The following is a 1184-nucleotide window of genomic DNA, read 5'->3' on the forward strand; positions in this document are numbered from 1 at the left end:
TTAACTCGGCGGGCGACAAAGCCAGTGCCAAACCGCTGTTTGAACAAGCCTGGCAATGGGGGCTCAAGGAGAAAGAAACCTATCTCGCCATCGACGCCGCTCACATGATCGCCATCGCCGCACCACTGGAAGAGCAGAGCCGCTGGCATCAACTGGCGATGGAGCTGGCGGAACGCAGCAGTGACGAGAAGGTGCGTGGCTGGCTGGCCCCCCTTTACAACAATCAGGGCTGGACCCTATTCGAATTGGGCCGCTTTGATGAGGCGAAAATCCAGCAACAGAAGTGCCTGGCCTGGCATCTGCAGCATAACCAGCCGGCCAAGGCGTTTATTGCTCGCTGGAGTCTGGCTCGCCTGACCCGGGCCCAGGGTCAGCACCAGCAGGCACTGGCAGAGCTGCACCAGCTCAAGGCCGATATGGCCGAGGCTGGCGAACCTGAGGATGGTTATCTGTTCGAGGAGCTGGGGGAGAATGCCTTGGTGCTGGACGATCCGCTGGCCGCGGAATACTTCTCCCGCGCCTGGTTTTTGCTGTCACAGGACCGCTGGTTCAGCGCCAACGAGGGGGAACGACTGGCCCGCCTCAAGCGCCTCGCCAAACTCTGATCCCCCAAAATAGCAAGGGCGGCACGCTAGCCGCCCTTTCTGCTGGCAAGATGGTTCAAGCCCGATTGGACTCCTCCCACCCCTGCTTTTTACGGTAAATGGTGGAGGGGCTGATCTCGAGCAGTGCCGCCGCCTTGGGAATGTTGCCGTCACAGCTGGCGATGGCCTGTTCGATCACCTCTTTTTCCACCAGCCAGAGCGGACGAATTGGCCCGTTGGCCACGCCGGTGGCAGCCGGAGCCGATGCCACCGCTGCCGCAATCGCAGCCGGCAGCTGGGGGCGCACCCCATTGAGCGGTGGCGGCAGAATATCCGGGCTCACCAGCTCCTTGTCATTGAGCACCACGATATTGCGCACCACGTTCTGCAGCTCGCGTACGTTGCCAGGCCAGGAGTAGTCGAGCAGCACTCGCGCCGCCTCGACATCGAAATCCTTGAAGCGCTTGTTCTCCTCCTTGGCGTAGCTTTGCAGCAGGGTGCGCGCCAGCAGCCAAGGAGGAGAACAAGCGCTTCAAGGATTTCGATGTCGAGGCGGCGCGAGTGCTGCTCGACTACTCCTGGCCTGGCAACGTACGCGAG

At 61.6% G+C, this 1184-nt stretch carries 1 protein-coding gene and 2 pseudogenes; 2 read left to right on the plus strand and 1 reads right to left on the minus strand.

Features of this window, described 5'->3' with window-relative positions; all coding sequences use genetic code 11:
* Positions 1 to 605, plus strand: a 605-nt coding sequence (locus tag DBR30_RS03540) for a hypothetical protein (protein WP_258224265.1), incomplete at its 5' end; no start/stop codon positions are given.
* 55 nt (positions 606 to 660) lie between these two features.
* On the opposite strand, the pseudogene DBR30_RS03545 reads toward DBR30_RS03540, so the two are convergent.
* Positions 661 to 1095 (minus strand): annotated as a pseudogene (locus tag DBR30_RS03545) (helix-turn-helix domain-containing protein); the annotation flags it as partial.
* Here DBR30_RS03545 and DBR30_RS22810 point away from each other — a divergent pair.
* Positions 1095 to 1184 (plus strand): annotated as a pseudogene (locus DBR30_RS22810) (hypothetical protein); the annotation flags it as partial. The pseudogenes DBR30_RS03545 and DBR30_RS22810 sit on opposite strands and share 1 nt — an antisense overlap.

This window comes from Aeromonas sp. HMWF017 (genome assembly GCF_003061465.1).
Lineage (GTDB): Bacteria > Pseudomonadota > Gammaproteobacteria > Enterobacterales > Aeromonadaceae > Aeromonas > Aeromonas veronii.